The following is a 14,797-nucleotide window of genomic DNA, read 5'->3' as shown; positions in this document are numbered from 1 at the left end:
TGCAACGTTTTTCTGCAACCAACCTCATAGCCTCAGTTTTCGAAGAGCAATCTGTACAAGTAAATGATAGCAAACATGTTGGCCTATGCCAACTGACATGAATCTCCCACGTACTCACTTCGCGTTCCTTAAGGAAGGAGTCTTCTTGGCTAAAATGATAAATTATAAAAATATAGGTATAGGTAAATAGAGAAGAATATATCATTCTTTAAGAATGATATATATTTAAAGTTAATTAACTATAAGAAAAAGAATTTCATATTACAACTAATATAATTAATTTACTTTACCTATGTGATGAAAAGAACAGTTGTAGAAAAATTAAACAATCATTTGTTAAAACATTTTTAGTTATGAATTAATGTGTGGAGATTATAGAGTTTTTTAGTTTTCTATTTAATAAATCTCTCATTTAATATATAAATTTTATACAACAATGAAAAAAGCATCTGCTATGGATACTTCCTCTAAAAATTTATCTCTACAAGTTCCTCTTAAGGATTTTTCTTCCTGAAAAGTAATTAACTTTTAAACTTTTTCTAATATTCGAAACCACTATTTGTAATCCAATCCATATTTTATTGATACCAATGTAGTTACAGGTGTGTTAAAATTCACTTGAAACATTGCTTTTGGGAATACAATTGCTATCATAAACGCAATTTATTTTCTACAAACTGATTGGGTTTTAACCCAAATCGCGGTTTTATTCCGCAGTCCTTAATAAATTGTTAAGGACCTTTTTTATTTGTCTTTTAGCTGCGAAAAAATAAAATTTGCAAAGATATAAACTTTTCATAATGGGGGTACTTCATAACTTTATTTTGATAGCGATCTGCTGAGACTCCTTTTTATATGAATATAACAATGATATGGTTAATTTTTATTCATAAAAAAACAAAAAAAGAAGAGGGATATCTCCCTCTCCACCAACAAAATCAAACATATTTACAATTAAGGAAGGGCATACATTCATCAAGTGATGAAAGGAACAATAATAGTTCACCTAGTGAATTATAACATAAAACAACTCCTATTAATAGGTAATATTACCATTAATGTAATTTATGTGACAAATTCGTTAAATATCTTAATATTAAAAGGCTTTATATGTATGTAAATGGAATGTGGATAGTGTAGGGATAAAATATAAGGGGGATATATATGATGTTTAACAAAAAACAAAAATTAGTAACAACGGTAACAGCTTTAACATTAGGATGTGGATTTACTTTTGGATTAACACCAGCCTTTGCAGATTCTACTAAGATTTCCGCAAACAATACTCCTGTTCATTCTATTCAAAACCAAGAACAAGAACCTTTTACTGGATATGTCATTTCAATAGATAACAATTATTTAGTGGTTGCTGCTACTTCTACAAAAGATGAAGCACTTACTTATCAACATGATTGGTGGGATCTAGTTTCCCAGAACAAAATTTTAAGAGTTCCTGTTTCAGATAGTGAAAACTACACATTAGGTGAAAAATTAAACGTATATGCAGTTGGGTGGACTGCATCGTTACCACCAATTGCTGTTATGCCTACAATCGAAAAATTAACCCAATAGGTAATAGCGCTTACAATAATAAAGGGCATCGTTCTAATTAGAATGGTGCCCTTTATTTAATAACAATCCAAACGTGATCACTCAAATCTATTATATTCGAAAATTGCAGTGTCATCTTATATAAAAAGCATTGGTACATATGACAGCACCATTTGATGGTTCAATATCGAAAACAGTCATATAATTAGAGCGTTTATAACCGTCCTCATGATAGGTAATCATTATTTCTTCTTCAGACAATAAGGAACATACTAGCATGTTTTCAATTCGTTATTTTTTTCAATTGTTAAGATTGGACGGGTTACTTTGTGTTATTCCTTAATCATTTCACGTTTAAATTTCAACGCAAACTTATAGGGATTTTTAGCAAATAAATGAATACTATCCGTAATATCCATGAAGAATTCGTCGATAGAATATTGGTGAAAATCCTCAATAGGAACGTACTGCAAAGCTAGCTTTGTTATGTAATTAGAGCATTTTATATAAGTACCCATAATTGGATTTACAACAAGAATATCTTTTCTGGGAGGAATTTCGTATAATCTTTCCATCTTTTTTACACCCAATGCTTGTAATGGGGGAGTGGAAAATAGAACGATTGACCCATTTTTATTTACATCACCGACTACTGCCAATTTTGTATACATAGGATCTAACCGCATTTTGATGCAACTTACAGAAGCGTAAAAGCTAATTAAATTCACACATAAGATGGATTCTATTCGGTAAGATAGAATAGTCATACACTGTTATTCCTCCCTAATTAAAAAAGAAAACTTGCTCTTATCCAGTACGAATGTAGGTTCTTTTATAAAGAGTTTTTGTTTGAAAATATTTTTTTGTATAAAGAAAAGACACTCTTAGACGAGTGTCTTTCAGATATTCTGCTTGTGGGAGCAGTAATTCTAATACAAATCAGCAATAAGAGGGTATAGATATATCTCCTCTTACTATTGATTAAAGGCACGGAACATAAAAGAAAAGGATACAGTATCTCTTCTTTTCTTTAACTTGAACTAATTTGATTCTACAAATATTACTTTTATAATAGCAAATATATCAGCAATCTTTCATATCACATTCATTTTAGTATAAAAATCTTTTGTTCCACATATTTAAATATAAATTCAAGAAAAATGCGTTATTTATTGTGGTATATATGTTTACCCCAGCATTATCTTCTATTTTGACTCGCATAATACTGAAAGAAGGGTTTAAAGATGTATCTTTTAGTCTCGGTAACTTAAAGATATGGAAGGGGATCGGTTTTGCTCTGCTAATCCCTATGATTATTTGTGGAATTACTTATTCTATCGCCTGGTTGAGCGGAATTGCGGGGTTTCAGTATCCCGAAGTTGGTATGTTTATTTTAGAACCGATCTACAATATGCTTGGGCTTCAGTATGTAACGGCACCATTCAGCTTCATTTATCTAGTAGTATTGAGCGGCATTTTCGGAAGTTTGCTTGGCTTAATCCCAGCTTTGGGAGAAGAAATGGGTTGGCGAGGTTATATGCTCACAAGGCTAGTCGATGCAGAGTTTTCACGGCCCATCCTTATTAGTGGATTGATTTGGGCAACGTGGCATGTTCCAATAGTTATTGCTGGTCTATATGTAGCGGGACCATCTGTCGTTCTTTCAGTACTTGGTATCTATCTTTGTATTGTACCATTCGGTTATATTATAGCTTATTTACGACTTATCACAGGTAGCATTTGGCCTTCGGTTATCATCCATGCTACTTGGAATGCCATTATTCAAGGACCTTTCACACGTGCAAGTACAGGGTATCAAACTGAGATTTGGATTGGAGAATCTGGCTTGATAACCGCTATTATTATCTTGGCTACTGCAATAATTACGTCTCGAATAGTAAATTTCATGAAATAGCATACGGATGTGTTGTAAATTCAATTAGTGAAATATGACGAGGCGAAATAAGATGCTCCTAAAAATGTTAGAAAAATATAGTTAACTCATGCATAAATATCATAATTAGTCACACGTTATATGCAAATGTAATGGAGTCGTAATTATGAATATTCAAAGATATGAAAGTAATACAAATGTGTAAAAAAATATGATAGTGGTTATCCAAGACCTAAAATATTTGATGTGCCTGGACAGGATGAGAATGTATTTAGTAAGCTTTTAACTTTTGATTTAGAAAGTAGACATTCGATCATTCAAGTTTATGATGATATAAAAGATAGATTAGCAAATAAAGTATATCCCTTTGGTAAGGATTCATTTGGGAATCATCTGTGTTTTGATTACCGTAGCAATCCTGAATCACCAACAGTAGTATTTTGGGAGCATGAGGAAGAAAACATAGAGGAAGTAATACATCCTGTTTGCTCAACATTTACTGAATTACTTGCCAGTCTACGTGATTTCGAAGAAGATTAAGGAAACTAAAAAACGGCCTAGAATTCTAGACCATTTTTTTATGATTTGCTAATTTTCCAACCATCATCCGTTTTCTCTAGTTCAATTACGATTACTTTTTTGGGATTATCTTTATATACAGCATCAACAGTTACTGTAGCGATTTCATTTTTCTCTTCAACTTTTCTAATCTTATAGCTTTTAAGATCTTCATTAATTGATTTCATTAATTCTGCATTTCCGCCAATAAAACCAACTATTTTTTTTGCTTCTGGAGTAAATAACTCTCCAAAATCTTTCGCATTTCCTTCTTTTGCATCTTCAAAATATGCTGTAGCAACTTCTTTAGGATCACGATTATCTCCACATGCTGCAAGTGCTGTAACTGATACGGCCATTACTACCATTAACATGATCATACGCGTAAATTTGTTCTTCATTCAAACCACTCCTTATATATAACGTAATTTCAACTCTTAAAAAGGGCCAAATTACTTGTATAAGTATATAATAATTAAAACTATAAAACTATATATTTTTAGATATTATTTTTATGATATTATAGTTATTAAAACGAAGTGGAGCACGGGGAAACTTCCTATTACTATAATATTGATTTCCCTTATATACATTAGTATAATATTAAAGTCAGAGCATGCTCTGAACAGTCAGCGTTATAGGGGTATAACAGACGACATTCATTTTTTAAATCATAAAATCGGATTCACTTATATGAAAGATAAAAGCCCTTCTTTAATTAGGAGGGCTTTTGTCTTTGCTTGAAGAGTACACATATACATGAGCGGAAAAGTAGTAATAGTTATGTATTATGTACCTGCAGGTGTGGTTCCAGAAGGCACGATATGTATTTATCTTTATTGCTAATTCATAATATAATGGTATTATTACCTTTAAAAATTGACTACCTAAGGAGAAAATCACAATGAAACTCAACAAGAAAACTATCGCTTTTACCCTAGCCTTATCAATAGGAGTAGGAGCTTGCGGAATTCCGAAAGAAAAGGAAGTTGATCCGAAAGTATCACTGAATTCTAAAATGGATTACTCAAAAGTACCTTACAAGGAGAGAAGCATTTATGTAGATTATCAGCATGGAGCTATCACGAAAGAGGAAATGACCGAAAAGCAAGCTAATAGCTATGAGAAGGCTAAAAAAATTCTTGAGAAGGACTTAAACTCTGAAGAGTTGAAGGAACTCAACAAACAACGGGAAGAACGCCGGGAGAAGTTCCTAAAGAAGCAAGAACAGAAGAAAGTAGATGACAAGAAGAAAACTGAAGAAGATGCTCTAAAGTATAAGAACCGCCAGGAACGTCTCGACAATCATAAGCAAGAAAAGGAACGGAAGGAACTTCAGAAGCGCAATGAAGAGAACGCTGATGAGATGAAACGACAACTGGAGGGATTATCACAATGAAGACACTAAGCACAGCTAGTAAGACATTAGAAGAATGAAATGAAATTAAACATAATAAAGTCAGAGCATGCTCTGATCAGTCAAAGTTATAGGGGTATAACAGACGACATTCATTTTTAAAATCATAAAATCGGATTCACTTATATAAATAATAAGAGCCCTCGTAATTGTACGAGGGCTCTTATTATTTAGCTAAAAATATATACAAACTACTATAGGCTAATTTCTAAAGGGCTTCCAAGTTTTACAAGCGAAAAGAACACTAAGTTATTTCACTCAATATTTATATTACAGTGGACTCATTTAAATAAGTTATTAATCCTTTGAAATTTGTTGTGTTAATGTCTCTTGATATCCGATTTCAAAATTAGAATTCTTGATACCTATAAGATACTTAATTGCACCTCCAGAATAAACGGTATACTCATTATTTTCTAAATTATAGTTCGAATAAATTGGACTCGTATAGGGCATCTCACTTTTATATCCCACTCCGCCTGTACTTTTAAATGTTTTATCTTTTAATTTTAGAATTCCATCTTCTGTGAACGATTCTATTGTATGCTGGACATCCCCAATTTCACCTAAATATAATCCTAATGCATAAGCTGTTAGTGAAGAACGTGGACTTTTATAATCTTCTTTATTTTTGTTACAAACATCTGTAGTCTGTACTAAAAACGTACTTTTATCCTTAGGATAGAAATTTAGCAATAAAAAGCTCTCACACTCAGTTAATATTATATTGGGGTCTCTTACAAATCCACGCCAATCCACTTTTATTCTATATGCACCTGAGGTGATTGAATAGCCTTCAGGAAGTTGTGCCTCACAAATACTCCCACCTTCCACAGTATTTTCAGCTATCATGACCTCCCAATTATTATCCGGATCATAGATTGCAGTAATAATAACTGATAAAGTTGCAGATGATATTGGTGTAAAATAAGGAGTTTCAAAATTCCATTCCTGTAAAGAAGTTGGATACAAACCAAAAGGCCCAAAGTCCCCCGGTGGAAAAGCTGCAATAGATTTATATTCAGGCGGGATGCTAAAGGTATATAAATGATTTCCCTTGATGTTTTTTAAATCTAGATTAAAGATAAATCTCTTCAGAATTAAATTGGGAGTTTTAATTTCTGGTAAATCATACGTAATAAAACCCTGTTCAGTTAATATACTAATCCCCAATGCTTTTCTATGTTCTCGTTCAATTGTTATTAACATGTCACCCTCAATTATTTCGCCTACTTTAGCAGAACCCTCCATAACTTTTCCACCTATTACAGATATTTTTTTGATTTTTGGGCGTGTAGAATTAGCACTGTTATACCTAAATATAATTCTAATTATATTTTCTCCAATTGGAGTGATTTTTTTCCAGAGACCAGGGTTATAAATATTATCCTCTATAGTACCTCCCTGATTTTCCTCTTCTGGTACGGTTCTACCTTGATACTTTTGAATTATACAAGTTTGCCAAGCCGCAATTGCATATCTGTTTATTTCTTCATGAACTTCTGAATAACTTTTCCCATCTTTTAACTTTATCACGCTACCTTGACTTAATGAATTCTGTAAACTCTTGAATTCCTTTTCAGACAGGGTAGAACCGCCACCACCACCACCACTAACTATATCAACAATATCAAAATCAACATTGGCTTGCCAACCAGTGCTTCTCATTTTTAAATATTCTTCATAACTAGCTGTCTGTAGCCAACTACTAACGAATTTTTCATAATCTGATTGTGAATTAATGGTGTGCATGGCATACTTTTGTGTATATAGCAATACATCTTTACATAAGTCTTCGGGCATAATTTTATTCTCCTTTCATTAATAGTTCACCTTGGTTAAGTATTCATTTGTTTATTCTCTTAAAGCTGCATTTAAAAGATAATTTACCCCTATTTTTATAGGCTATTCCACTAATGTTGAATACAAAAGACCTAACATTATCACTTATAAATAATTTTTAATTAAAAAATTTAGAATTGATGTTTTTTAGAGTTATTAATATAAAAATCAAAAAATTTAGGTCACTTTTATCTTTAGTTTAAAGCTACAAGATATACATGGACAAAAATAAAGTAATAGATATGTCTTTTTAAATAGGAGTGTTAGTCTGAAGGAGGCTGGTCTGTAGAATATGACATATAAGTCATAGCTAGAAGAAATTTCACACGTGTTGAAAAATTTACCAATCGTACGATACAATAAGAAAGAACACATAATCATAAAAAACATATATATTTAATTTACAGGAAGGGGAATTAGCATGGGAGGAACCATAAAACTAGGAAGATTATTTTCTTTATCAGAAGATATGTTACGATATGATATTGATTACCAGGTTTTAAATGGAATACGCTATAAAAACAATTTAGAAATATGTGTAATTTTTAAGTATGATTATAAAGATATAAATAATAAGAAAAAGTATGATGAAATTACAAATAAAGTATATACATTGGGCTTATTTAAAAGAGGAACTAGAGAATTTTTGGAATTACCATTAAAATACGAAGTTAAAGGGAAATATAAGTCATTTACATTACCATTAGTAGGCCCAAACGATAGTTTATACAAAGACCTTTGTGAGTTCTTGGAAATTGATTATACAAAAAACGGTCCTTTTAAACCACTAGATTTTTTCAAGGCTCTACATAACGCTATTCCAACAAAAGCTAGTATTAAGTTTAAAGATAGATTGGCTTGTTCCTATTCATATCCTACCAGTAAAGATAATGAACAAGAAAAAATTTATTTTCGCAGTTTCCTTAATAATGATATAAATGGAAACAAACGGAGTTTAGAAAATAAAGCGAAAACGGAAAAACTTTTACCAGATGCTCATAAGGTTATTGGTACAAGGAATATTTCCGTATGTTTCACGCATACACCAAAAGATGAACAAAAAGAAAAAGAAGAGATCGCGTCTAAATTTAATGAACTCCAACCTCAAATCTAGTTTAAAAGAACCAGGCGATGGAGTTTGTCATAACTGCTATATAGCTAATGACTCTTAGTGATAAACGAGGCTTTTTCATGTTTATCACTAAGAGTCATTTTTTGTATATCACACATAATTACATGAATAAGGAGTGAATATTTTAATGGAATTTAAAAAGAAAAAAACAACGTTCGGTAGGTTTTTATATAAATACAAGATAGAGGAAGAATGGCTTGTGAAATGCTGATGAAATAAATGACCCTGCTCTAAAAGAAAAATAAATAAATTTAGAGAAGAGTTTGATCTTGCGGCAAATTATAGAGAAAATGCAGCAAATGCTATATTGCGAGGAGAATACGAGGCGTAGCTTCAATGGAAGACAGAATGAAGGAAGCTCAAAAATAAAGACAACTTTCTGAACAAAGGTATAGTAGCGCTTCAAGTACTTTAACTGAATTTGAAACAAAATTAAATAGTTATTAGAATTAAAAAAGAGAGTTTCCCTCTCTTTTTTGCATTTTAGCAAACCTAATTGAATACGAAGTTAAAATTCAAGTTTATATTTATATTAGTAATAAAAGGTATTCATGAAGTATCTACTTTCTTGGCTAAAAATTATCCATTTTCATGTCTTTCTACAACTGTAAAAAGACATGAAAGTCTAAACTTTTCGAATTTGAGACAAGAAACTTTAAACTACTTAGCCATTAACATCTGTAACTTACATTATTATAATAAATGAAAATAAAGAGAAAATCATACCTTTTACCTAATTGCACGTATGAATATTCTGATACAATAGAATTAAATAAATTTAAAGCTAGGGTGAAGCGTAATGTGGGATAGTCATTTCCATGGTCCTCCAAGTAAAGTGAAAGTTGAAGAGATTTCTTCGGAAAACAATAGTGATAAAACTTTGAAAGTTGGACAAATATATTCACATCCATTATATGTTTATAAGCTAGAGATTTCTAAAATTGAAGCGTATAAAGGTGAAAGTTATAGTTATAGAAATGCTTCTATATTTGTAAAGCCTTGCTTTCTTAATAGGGAAAATGAAATTGTTAAATTAGATGAGTATGAGATGACTACAGAAGAATTGAACGCAGACAAATGGTGGATTGAATCAGAAAAGTAGAGGTGAGAATACTATGATTAATTTACTTATAAATACAGATCTTTCTAAAAAGCTGTTAAGTGAATGGCATCCTACCAAGAATGGTCGCTTGAATCCTGAAGATATTACATATGGAAGTTACGAATATATTTGGTGGGAATGCTCTGAGGGGCATGTTTGGGGATCAACTCCAAGTGATAGGCTGAAAGTTGAAGATGAGCTTTGTCCAAAGTGTATGAAGAAAAAGCAGCAGCTAGATAAATTAAACAATGTTAATAAAATAGAAGCTAAATCACTTAGAGATATTGATCCAGGTTTATCTAAGCAATGGAATTTCAAAAGAAATGCAGATGTAACACCTGATAATGAGATGATTGACGAAGAGAATTGGAATGTTAGATGGTGGATATGTGGTAGGGGTCATGAGTGGAAGGAGTCTGTTAGAAGTAGACTTCATGATAAAACTGTGTGTCCATACTGTTCAAATAAGAAAGTTTGCAAAGACAACTCATTAGCAACAATGTATCCAGAGATAGCAAAGGAGTTTTGTATCTTTGACACATGTTATCGGCAGAAAGTCCGAAATCCATATGAGGCAATTTATACTTCAAATGAAGAAGTACTGTGGGTTTGTAAAGAAGGTCATATGTGGAGAGAAAAAATAAATTTAAGAGTGAAAAACGGTAAGGGATGTAGAGCATGTGAAAAGTATCAACAGTCAATTGCTCTTAATAACCCGGAAATAGCAAAAGAATGGCATCTTACAAAGAATAAAGAAGTATATGGTGTAACAACACCTGAAGAGACATCTACCAGATGTAACGAAAGAGCATGGTGGGTTTGTGGTAAGTGTGGACATGAATATAAAGCAATGGTCAAAGCTAGACATGAAGGGGCTGCCAAATGTCCGTCATGTTATCCTCCAGAACCAAGGGTAAGAAAAAAGAAAAGAGAAGCTTTATTTCAAACTTATAATAAGATGGAAGATAATAGGGTTATCTTTGAGAAGAATTTAAGAGGAAAATTTAAAGATAGTGAAGGGTAGATTGATTTTTTACATGTTATTTTGTGGAAATGACTTTAAATAAAGGTGCTCATTTTATTATATCTAGACCTTGCTATTTTGTATTGCAAGGTCTTTTATTATATGTTCTATTTATGAAAGTGAATTTAGTATGATAGGACATTTTCAATGCTCCTAGAAATCATAGCCGTGCTTTTTTGTTATATAGGGTAATATCATATAGGAGTAGAAGCTATGCATATGATAAAAGAGAAAAATTTCAGTAGGAATCCTAATTGTTCCTTGAAATGTGTCTTATATTTGTACCAGAACCAATTAAAATTAAGGTGGTTCAGTTGGAGGAAGGAACCTTATAGTATCTTTGTATCGTATTTATTAATATAATTATATTAATAAACGGATAATAGAAGGGTAAGTGAATATTATAATTAATTTTGAACCATTTAATCCAACAATAAATGACATAGCGATCAAACTTGCTATGGTACTGTTTATACCGTTATTCTTAGCATTGCTTGTCAAAGTCATACTTATGAAATTCATGAGAGAATCGATTGCTGGTAGACTAGCATATCTATCTTGTCTATTTTTTATGTACTATGTCTTTAAATTTGTTACAGAGTAGAAAGGCACCTTATGGTGTCTTTTCTTTATAAATAAAAGTAACATAGTATTTATACCTATACGTTCACACAAGATTACATGTATTTAGTTCTGGAAATCTACAAAACTTTAGTTTGAATTTTCTTGGCCCAATCAAGTCCCAAAAATGAAAGTTTAGACTTTCATGTCTTTGTACAACAAGATGGGGGGAGGGGTTAACTCCCACTATCCAAGTGTTCGTTAAATTCCGATTTAACGAACAGAAAATATGGACTTCTCTTTATCAAATACATAAAAAGCCACTGTATCTCTTTTATAAATTACAATGTATTATCGCTATAGATAGATTAATATATTAAATTCTTATCCCTTAGAGAGATAATTCATGTCATGTATCAATTTCATCACTTTCTTCTAATTGACGTTGTTCTAAACGCTCAATTGTAGCTCGAAGTTTAGTATCATCAATATTCGTATAAAGAGATGTAGTTTCCATCGAATTATTCCCCATTTTATTTTCCAACAGAACCAAATCTTTATTTTCATTATAATGATAAGTTGCGTATGTATGACGCAACTTATGAGGGCTCTTTTTTTCATCAAATGCTCTAGTATATTTCTCTGTGAGTTTTTGTATAATCTTTTAGCTTGATAGCGATGTGACTCTACCTCGTTGTACACAATGAAAGTATTTCTTCCATAAGAATCTAAGGCACTAAAACAAATAAAAGTTTTTTCATTTATTTACAAAAAATTCAGTTAATGGTTTTTCATTCTTTTTAATGTATATATCTATTAAATTCAGTTGTTTATATGCATTTATAATAGTTTTATTTGCATATTTATTAATTTTTAGACTATTAAAACTTTATTTTCTTTTCAATTAAATCATTTGCCTCTTCTGTATAAGGAATATATACTTTGAGGTGTAAGGATTAATACCTTATAAAAAATTTAAAGGAGGTTTTTTTATGAAAAAAATGAAAAAGTTAGTGAACATTGCTTTAGCCGGAACTATCGGTTTAGGAGGTTTGGGAGCGTTTGCGCCAACAGATGCAAGTGCAGCTGAGGTCTCTCCTGCTAAAACTAATATTCCTACTAATCTATCTACTGAATTACCTACTAATTTTGTAGAGTCTAAGTTACCAAATGCAGCAAAAGCTAGTGCGAATTTAGATGTAAGTATAGATGTATTAGGTATCGCTAATCTGATTAGGAATGCTATTAATAGTCAAACTAATCGTTCAGGATTTGTAAAAGGTGTAATGGAATCAACATTTTATTCTGCAGGTCAACGTTATAATGTTATGGTTTTTAACTTAAACCAAAACTATGAGGATCGTTTTAACGGTGTTAAATTCTTTGGAACAACAGTATATGATGGAATCACTTTTGGAATTTGGGTATTTGAGGATGGGGAATTCACGAATAAAGGTGATGGTGGATGGATTAACTGGGCATTTAGAGGTTGGTTCGATCGTGATGGTGGCCATGTTAAATTTTATCGCCCATAAAAATAAACCACAAAATCAGCCAATTTTGCGGTTTATTAAATAAAAAGTATTATCTAAGCCTAGGAGATCATATTCTAAAATCAACTCCTAGTAAAAACAGTATAGTTGATATTTGTTAAAAAGAAAAGCACTCTCGGGAGTGTTTTTCTTTTTTTATTTAAAAATTAAGATTTTTAGGGATGGAAACAACAAACCCTTTATCTTCTTTATTGACGTAATAAGCTGTAAATAAACAATAAGATTGTTAGTATTTTTTATCATTTTAGTTAAGTAGGCTCCTTCCTCAAGGAGCGTGAAGTGTTCAATTGTATATAAACCCATTTATGTTTAATTAATATTAGAGCATATAAAAAGACACTATGTATAATATAGTGTCTTTTTATAAGTTGACTTATTCTGAAAGAAAATGTAGTGATTAATAATAATTTGTTGGATACTTCTTGGTTAATTATATGATAGCACTATCATATAAAAATGTAAATGCATTTATGTATATATATAATTTTATTGTATTTTAGATGCGTTTGAATTTCATTCCATTTCCAAAAATTCCAGTTTCTTTGTTTTTATAAAAGTGATTTTGAACGTAAGGAATTTGTAAGGAAGAGGTAAGAAAAAAGAGATTTTCATTGTGTATGATTAAAATGTATAGAAGAGTGAGAGGAGGAACAAATACTGTAAATTTATATGAAAAAACAAATCAATTAATAAGACTTGTATGGAAGAAAAGAGACATTACAAAGGTTAACATACATGTAAAAAAGGATAGGCTATTTTCAGGTCAGAAATTTGTTTGTGAAATAATGGGCATAAGAATGATTACAAATTCAATAGCGCCCTTTTGTCTTTGGGTAAGATGTAAGCTGTGTGATTAGTTGAAAAACAGCAAAAAACATCTATACGATATAAATAGGGGAGAGGAATATTTTGATGAAAAAGCACCGTCAAATTACATTTACAGGTTTAGCCCTTTTAATAACTGGAGGTTCCCTACTATATACAACTCCAACCTCAATTGTAAAAGCGGAGTCCATTCAAAATGTATCTAATTCGTTACAAAAAAGCAGTCAAAGGAATCATAATTCTGTCAAAAAGGCAATGGGGGATACATTGCAACTTGGATATCCAGGGATACTTGTTAAAACTTTTGAGGGTGGAAAAACATGGAGTCATGCAGCTGGGGTAGCAGATCTAAATACTAAGAAACCAATGAAAACAGACTTTCGTTTTCGAATTGGCAGCGTGACAAAAACGTTCACTGCAACAGTTGTACTTCAATTAGCAGGAGAAAGCCGCTTGAATTTAGACGATTCTATTGAAAAATGGTTGCCTGGTGTCATTCAAGGAAATGGATATGATGATAAACAGATTACTATCCGGCAATTATTGAATCACACAAGTGGTATCGCTAATTACACAAGGTCAGAGGATTTTAATATGATGGATACAAAAAGATCCTATACTGCTGAAGAATTAGTAAAGATGGGAATATCCATGCCTCCAGATTTTACTCCAGGAAAGAGCTGGGCGTATTCCAATACAGGATACGTATTACTAGGGATCCTTATTGAAAAAATAACTGGGAACAGTTATGCGGAAGAGATTGAAAAACGTATTATTGAACCACTTGAATTATGGAATACATTCTTACCTGGGAATTCAACTGTGATTCCAGGAACCAAGCATGCCCGTGGATATGTCCAATTAGACAGAGCAAGTGAGCCAAAAGATGTTACTTATTATAATCCAAGTATGGCGAGCTCTGCCGGTGATATGATTTCAACAGCTGATGATTTAAACAAATTCTTTTCTTACTTACTTGGGGGGAAATTACTAAAAGAACAGCAACTAAAGCAAATGCTTACAACAGTCCCTACAGGAGTAGATGAACTTGGTGATTCCGGGCTTGGAATTTTTAAAATGAAGCTTTCAAACGGTGAATCGATATGGGGGCATGGAGGAACCATTCCTGGCTTTTTAACTTTTGCTGGGGGCACACTTGGAGGCAAGCATACATTGGCTGTCAATTTGAACAGCCTTAAAGCGGATACCCCTGATCCTTTTAAAAATATTTTACTCGCTGAATTTAGCAAGTAGGACAAAAGGGAAAACGGATAAATTTTATCATATTTTCATAGTGAAACAAATGAAAACGATTACTAATTTAAGGAGGTAATTACA

10 protein-coding genes, 6 pseudogenes and 1 riboswitch are annotated in these 14,797 nt (G+C 31.8%); of the genes and pseudogenes, 11 read left to right on the top strand and 5 right to left on the bottom strand.

Features of this window, described 5'->3' with window-relative positions:
• Window positions 1-1,167 precede the first annotated feature (1,167 nt).
• On the top strand, window positions 1,168-1,572 hold the full coding sequence (locus MHB52_RS28550) for a DUF3221 domain-containing protein (RefSeq protein WP_061664494.1): 405 nt from the start codon (window positions 1,168-1,170) through the stop codon (window positions 1,570-1,572).
• Between the two features lie 52 nt (window positions 1,573-1,624).
• Here MHB52_RS28550 and MHB52_RS28545 read toward each other — a convergent pair.
• Together MHB52_RS28545 and MHB52_RS28540 are read right to left on the bottom strand one after the other, a co-directional pair.
• Window positions 1,625-1,898, bottom strand: a pseudogene (locus MHB52_RS28545) (YolD-like family protein).
• Window positions 1,896-2,322: pseudogene (locus tag MHB52_RS28540) on the bottom strand (Y-family DNA polymerase); the annotation flags it as partial. The pseudogenes MHB52_RS28540 and MHB52_RS28545, both read right to left, overlap by 3 nt.
• A gap of 385 nt (window positions 2,323-2,707) precedes the next feature.
• On the opposite strand from MHB52_RS28540, the pseudogene MHB52_RS28535 reads away from it, so the two are divergent.
• Both MHB52_RS28535 and MHB52_RS28530 read left to right on the top strand, forming a co-directional pair.
• Window positions 2,708-3,466 (top strand): annotated as a pseudogene (locus tag MHB52_RS28535) (CPBP family glutamic-type intramembrane protease); the annotation flags it as partial.
• A gap of 174 nt (window positions 3,467-3,640) precedes the next feature.
• Window positions 3,641-3,985, top strand: a pseudogene (locus MHB52_RS28530) (SMI1/KNR4 family protein); the annotation flags it as partial.
• Window positions 3,986-4,023: 38 nt separating this feature from the next.
• Here MHB52_RS28530 and MHB52_RS28525 read toward each other — a convergent pair.
• Window positions 4,024-4,404, bottom strand: a complete 381-nt coding sequence (locus tag MHB52_RS28525) for a DUF4878 domain-containing protein (RefSeq protein ID WP_061664483.1) — start codon at window positions 4,402-4,404, stop codon at window positions 4,024-4,026.
• A 503-nt stretch (window positions 4,405-4,907) separates the two neighbouring features.
• Between MHB52_RS28525 and MHB52_RS28520 the strand changes: the two genes are divergently transcribed.
• On the top strand, window positions 4,908-5,402 hold the full coding sequence (locus tag MHB52_RS28520; protein ID WP_061664482.1) for a hypothetical protein: 495 nt from the start codon (window positions 4,908-4,910) through the stop codon (window positions 5,400-5,402).
• A 315-nt stretch (window positions 5,403-5,717) separates the two neighbouring features.
• Here MHB52_RS28520 and MHB52_RS28515 read toward each other — a convergent pair whose 3' ends face one another.
• Window positions 5,718-7,223 (bottom strand): hypothetical protein, encoded by a 1,506-nt coding sequence (locus MHB52_RS28515; protein WP_061664481.1) that lies wholly within the window; start codon window positions 7,221-7,223, stop codon window positions 5,718-5,720.
• A gap of 460 nt (window positions 7,224-7,683) precedes the next feature.
• Between MHB52_RS28515 and MHB52_RS28510 the strand changes: the two genes are divergently transcribed.
• The 5 genes and pseudogenes from MHB52_RS28510 to MHB52_RS28490 all read left to right on the top strand — a co-directional run bounded on the left by MHB52_RS28510 (window position 7,684) and on the right by MHB52_RS28490 (window position 11,124).
• Window positions 7,684-8,376 carry a DUF6037 family protein gene (locus tag MHB52_RS28510; RefSeq protein WP_061664480.1) on the top strand — a complete coding sequence of 231 codons (693 nt, stop codon included), beginning with the start codon at window positions 7,684-7,686 and terminating at the stop codon, window positions 8,374-8,376.
• A gap of 4 nt (window positions 8,377-8,380) precedes the next feature.
• Window positions 8,381-8,440, top strand: a riboswitch (Fluoride riboswitch).
• Window positions 8,441-8,600: 160 nt separating this feature from the next.
• A pseudogene (locus MHB52_RS28505) lies at window positions 8,601-8,841 on the top strand (ribonuclease); the annotation flags it as partial.
• Between the two features lie 352 nt (window positions 8,842-9,193).
• Window positions 9,194-9,496, top strand: a complete 303-nt coding sequence (locus MHB52_RS28500; protein ID WP_061663986.1) for a hypothetical protein — start codon at window positions 9,194-9,196, stop codon at window positions 9,494-9,496.
• A 13-nt stretch (window positions 9,497-9,509) separates the two neighbouring features.
• The gene (locus MHB52_RS28495) at window positions 9,510-10,520 is read left to right on the top strand and encodes a zinc-ribbon domain-containing protein (protein WP_061663985.1); all 1,011 of its coding nucleotides are present in this window, start codon (window positions 9,510-9,512) and stop codon (window positions 10,518-10,520) included.
• 394 nt (window positions 10,521-10,914) lie between these two features.
• A complete protein-coding gene (locus tag MHB52_RS28490) occupies window positions 10,915-11,124 on the top strand; it encodes a hypothetical protein (protein WP_001021331.1) in 210 nt (69 codons plus the stop codon).
• 366 nt (window positions 11,125-11,490) lie between these two features.
• Here the strand turns inward: MHB52_RS28490 and MHB52_RS28485 are convergent.
• Window positions 11,491-11,739, bottom strand: a pseudogene (locus MHB52_RS28485) (tyrosine-type recombinase/integrase); the annotation flags it as partial.
• A gap of 334 nt (window positions 11,740-12,073) precedes the next feature.
• On the opposite strand from MHB52_RS28485, the gene MHB52_RS36880 reads away from it, so the two are divergent.
• Window positions 12,074-12,616: a hypothetical protein gene (locus tag MHB52_RS36880; protein WP_000738326.1), complete on the top strand. Its 543-nt coding sequence runs from the start codon at window positions 12,074-12,076 to the stop codon at window positions 12,614-12,616.
• A gap of 930 nt (window positions 12,617-13,546) precedes the next feature.
• On the top strand, window positions 13,547-14,713 hold the full coding sequence (locus tag MHB52_RS28475) for a serine hydrolase domain-containing protein (RefSeq protein ID WP_061663983.1): 1,167 nt from the start codon (window positions 13,547-13,549) through the stop codon (window positions 14,711-14,713).
• Window positions 14,714-14,797: the final 84 nt, after the last annotated feature.

It is taken from the genome of Bacillus sp. FSL K6-0073 (assembly GCF_038006085.1).
In the GTDB taxonomy this organism is placed as follows: domain Bacteria; phylum Bacillota; class Bacilli; order Bacillales; family Bacillaceae_G; genus Bacillus_A; species Bacillus_A cereus.
This window is presented reverse-complemented; position numbering and strand designations above follow the sequence as displayed.